At 35.0% G+C, this 4,534-nt stretch carries 2 protein-coding genes and 1 pseudogene; all 3 read left to right on the forward strand.

The window, feature by feature from the left end; all coding sequences use genetic code 11:
• A partial coding sequence (locus QZV03_RS11075) for an Ig-like domain-containing protein (RefSeq protein ID WP_296876780.1) occupies positions 1 to 1,945 on the forward strand: 1,945 nt, incomplete at its 5' end.
• 87 nt (positions 1,946 to 2,032) lie between these two features.
• Positions 2,033 to 2,197, forward strand: coding sequence for a hypothetical protein (locus tag QZV03_RS11080; RefSeq protein ID WP_296876782.1), 165 nt, complete (start codon positions 2,033 to 2,035; stop codon positions 2,195 to 2,197).
• Between the two features lie 268 nt (positions 2,198 to 2,465).
• Positions 2,466 to 4,534: pseudogene (locus QZV03_RS11085) on the forward strand (hypothetical protein); the annotation flags it as partial.

The raw sequence follows: 4,534 nt of genomic DNA on the forward strand, positions 1-4,534 counted from the left end.
GAGTTTTAAAAAGATATGCATATGTTTAATACTTATATTTTGTATAATCGGAGCTGCAAGCGCTGCAGAGGATGTGTCCACGGATGTTGTGGATGCAAGTGCTGATACTGTTGCAGTTGATGCGGTTTCCGATGATGCAAGCGATTCTTTGGAATCTGTTGTAGTTGAAGATGAGCCGGTTGTGGATGAGTCTGCACCTGCTCAGGATGATAGCAATGATGTTGAATTAGAGGCTTCTGTTGATGATGAGCCTGCTCTTGATGAAGTTGATGATGAACTTTCCGGACAGTCCCCTATGCTAAATGATGATGGGAGCCCTACTGAACTTTATATAAATATAAGTAGAGAGGGCACTACAGATGATGATGATGAGCCAATTGTTTCCGGTGCTGATTGGGAAAATGCTTATGGTGGAATCTGGGCTTATTATAATGCATTGTATGCTATAGCTGATGATGGTGTGATTTATGTCGCTTCAGGTACTTATTCTAACTTTTTAGGCACTAATCAAAAAAATTACACTATAATTGGTCAAAATAACACAATTTTCTCACAATCCCTTTGGACTGAACAGAGTTATGATGGTGTTATTCATACTTATGTTAACTTAATCTTCGAAAAAACCATAAAAATAGAAACACCTGCTGGTATAGGTAAAAGATTTTTTAAAAATTGTACTTTTAGACCTGATGCTATAATTATTGGAGAAACCTCTGAAGAAAATTTTAATCATAATCCTGTTGATTATGGTTATGATTTGACTGTCTTTGAAGACTGTATTTTTGAAAATTATAATAATGTAATTGACATTCACAAATATGAAAATGTAGAGTTTAAAAATTGTACTTTTAGAAATATCGAAGCAGATTCTTTAGTCTACACTAATTCAGAATATGAAGGAGCTGTAAAATTCGATGCTTGTACTTTTGAAGGATGCACATTTAACGGTGTTGCAAAATACATCAATGATATAGAAAACTTAATCAGTATTGAAGATTGTAATTATGATTTTGAAGTAAGTACTGATGTTATTCCTATTGGTGGTGCTTTTTATGTAAACTCTACTCAATCTAGGGCTGGCTCTAAGTTAACTATGGATGTAGATGGAGATAACCTTGTGATCTCTTTAACAGATATGGAAGGGAACCCTATTGCTGATGTGGATGGGATCAATGTTCTTGTAAATGAAGAAAGCATTCCTTGCCAAATGGAAAACGGTGTGGCTACTTTAAACATCAGTGACTTATCAGGTAAAGTTACTTTCAGCGCTGCTTTTGAAGGAAATGCTAACTATAAGGAATCATCCGCTTCCTTAAGCACTTACATCATAGTAAACAACATAACTGTTGAAGTCCCTGTAGAAGTTCCTGTTTATATTAACCAGACTGCTACTTCAATTACTGCAAGCGACATAACCACTACCGCTAAGGTCGCTAAGACATTGTCCATTACCTTGAAGGATGCTAGCGGCAAGGTCCTTGCAAGCAAGGCTGTTCAAGTGACTGTTAACGGCAAGACATCAACTGTCACAACTGACAAGAACGGCGTTGCCAAAGTGAACGTCAACTATGCTAATGCAGGTACATACTACTACACCTTGTCATTCCTCGGTGACAATGACTACAAGGCTTCCATGAAGGCTGTAAAGGTTACTGTCAACAAGCAAGCAACAAAGGCTACTTTCGCTAAAAAGACCTTCAAGGTCAAAGCAAAGACCAAAAAGGTCACCTTCACCCTTAAGGATGCTAAAGGAAAAGCAATCAAGGGCAAGAAGATTACCTTCACAGTCAACAAGAAGACCTACACTGCAAAGACCAATGCAAAGGGTATTGCAACCGTGAAAGTCAAGCTCACCAAGAAGGGCAAGTACACTGCTGTAGCCAAGTTCGCAGGAGACAACACCTACAAGGCAATCAGCAAAAAAGCAAAAATAACTGTAAAATAAATTAATTTATTTAGTTAATAGGTCTAAAATCTCCTTTTTAGATCTATTAACATTTAATATTTTAAATATGGGAGGAACAAAGTCAAAATGCTTATTGAGAATTTATTTCTTATTCCAATCATTATCTTTTTGGTTGGAATAATAAATAAATTCTTTTTAGATGCAAAAAAAGAGTTTAAACCTCATTTAAATTCGTCAAGGAATAAATTAATCATAAACGGAAAAGATGTGAAAAACAGGGAAAAAACATAAACAAAAGAAGGATGTCCGGTTCTTCTTTTTTTATCTTTTTCTTTCATTCAAAAAGCGTTTTTTCCGTGGGATTTATTTTTTATTCCAATGACTTGATTTGGATTGGAATAACAAATAAATTTTCAATGGAAAATTTATTTTTTGTCACGTTTATAATCAAAATGTTTTTTGTTATTAAATTGAAAAACTAATTGTACTCGGTGGTTGAAAGAAAAAATATTCTAATAGAGAAAAAATTTTTAAAAAAATAATGTAAAGGAACTGAAATATGCAAAAGATAAACAAACAATTGCTATTGTTTTCAATGATTATGGTTCTATTGGTCTCGGTTTCTTCCGTTTCTGCAGATGGCAGTGCTGATTCTCTCCTATCGGTGGATAACATCGGTTCTGTTTCCGCAGTGGAGGAAATCGAGTTAAGCACAGTTTCCTCTGAAGATGATTCCTGTCTGGTTTCTTCTGCAGAAGGGGACAGTAATAGAATTATCTCCTCATCTAATCTAGCTGCTGGAAGCATGGATGATCCTGTTTCCAGTGTGGATGAGGTTTCTGTTGAAGATGATGATGTTGTGCATTCCGGTTCTTCTTCCAGTAAGGCTTTAAAGGATTCTGGTGATGTTAAAGCTTCAAATAATGTTTCCAATGGGTCCTTAGGCAATAATACGTATTATATAGATAGTTTGAATTTCAATGAGTTCTTTGAAGACAACGTGCTGAAGTCAGAGTATGGAAACAGCACATTGATATTCGGAGGCAACTTTGACAGTCTAGGTGTCATCCGCTTCACATCCAACAATACATTGGTCACCGCAAAGGATTCCCTGTTCTACAATACCGTATTCGACTTAGGTGCCACAGGCATTGTGTTGTCTAACATTAATATGGTCTTGGATAGGGAATTCGAGGAAAATGAATATGCCAGTATTTTTGTTCATGCAGATAATGTGACTATTTATAACTGTACTTTAAATTATACAACTCCTGAAAATGTCACTGCTTTCGGCATTTATTCTGATGGCCATGATGATGATTTTGTTGGCTTGAATATTATTAACAATACTATCAACTTTTATGGTCATGGTTTAGGAGATAATGATTATAACTATGGTATTTTTTTAAGAAATACTCATGATAGTTTGGTTTCTGGCAATAATATTTATTGTGAGTTGCCAATCAAATATATTCTATGGACTTTTGTTGGATCTTATGGTAAAGTGAGTACAGACACTGTCGCTGCTTTTGCAGCAGATTGCTCTGAGAATTTGACTTTGTCCAATAATTATATCCATACATTGGTTAATTATAGAAGTTTTAATTATCCTACATTAGATACTGTTATTTTATATGGTTGCAGTCATTCTATGATTGAGAATAATGTTATTCGTAGCGAGGATTTTATTACCAAAGTAGGTCAGGATAACTACCTTTATGCTTTGGATTTATATAACCTTAATAATGTTACTGTTATAAAAAATAATATTTCAGTATTTACTAACGGAGGTAAGACTTGCCAGAGCACAGCTTATCCAATTCAAATTAATGGGCCTGTTGATCATGTTAAGATTGCTTTTAACAATTTGACTACTTTTAATCATGGCCCTAATTGTGGGATTTATTCTCAGAATTTCTATGGGGATACTTTTATTGATATTATTAGTAATTTTATTAATGTGACTGGTGATGCAACGGTTGATGGTTATGCTCCTTATGCCTTAGTTACTGGTATTGAGGTTCAGGATACTGGTGATAATATTTTGAATAATACGATTATTGTAAATGATTTAGGCAATTCTATTAAGAATGCAGTTTATGGTATTAGTTATGTTCAAAATATCAGGGGAAATCATACATATAATATTCAGTACAATAATATTACTACAAATGGTAATTATGGTGTTAAATTAATTGGTGATGTCAAGGACTCCTCTACTTATAATTCAACAGTTTCTAATAATATTTTAAATACTCATACTACTTCTAATCATACTGGCGCTAGTACTAATAATCAAGTTAGTCGCCCATCTGGGACTGTTGTTAAAAACAACACCAATGGTAATCCTAAGAACACTATGAGTGAGGATTATTATCCTGATTGGCTGAAGGATTATATTAGGGAAGGTTCTGGCAGAGGCACTGGTGATCTCGCTTGGATCAATCGTGCCTTGAACAGGCTTTCAAACGGTACTGGTTTTAGTGGTGCTGTTGGCAATGGTACTTCTCATAGTGGTAGCGGAAATGCTCGTGGAAACGGTCATGGAAGTCATGATGGTGATGTTTCAGGTAATGGAACAGATTCTAACAGTGATGCTGTTTTAGGCTCTGATCATGATGCTGCTCC

The sequence above is a fragment of the uncultured Methanobrevibacter sp. genome (assembly GCF_902788255.1).
Taxonomy (GTDB): Archaea; Methanobacteriota; Methanobacteria; order Methanobacteriales; family Methanobacteriaceae; genus Methanocatella.

Bases quoted from the DNA above. Each gene is read 5' to 3' on its own strand.
- QZV03_RS11080 (WP_296876782.1), top strand. From the start codon at position 2,033: ATGCTTATTGAGAATTTATTTCTTATTCCAATCATTATCTTTTTGGTT.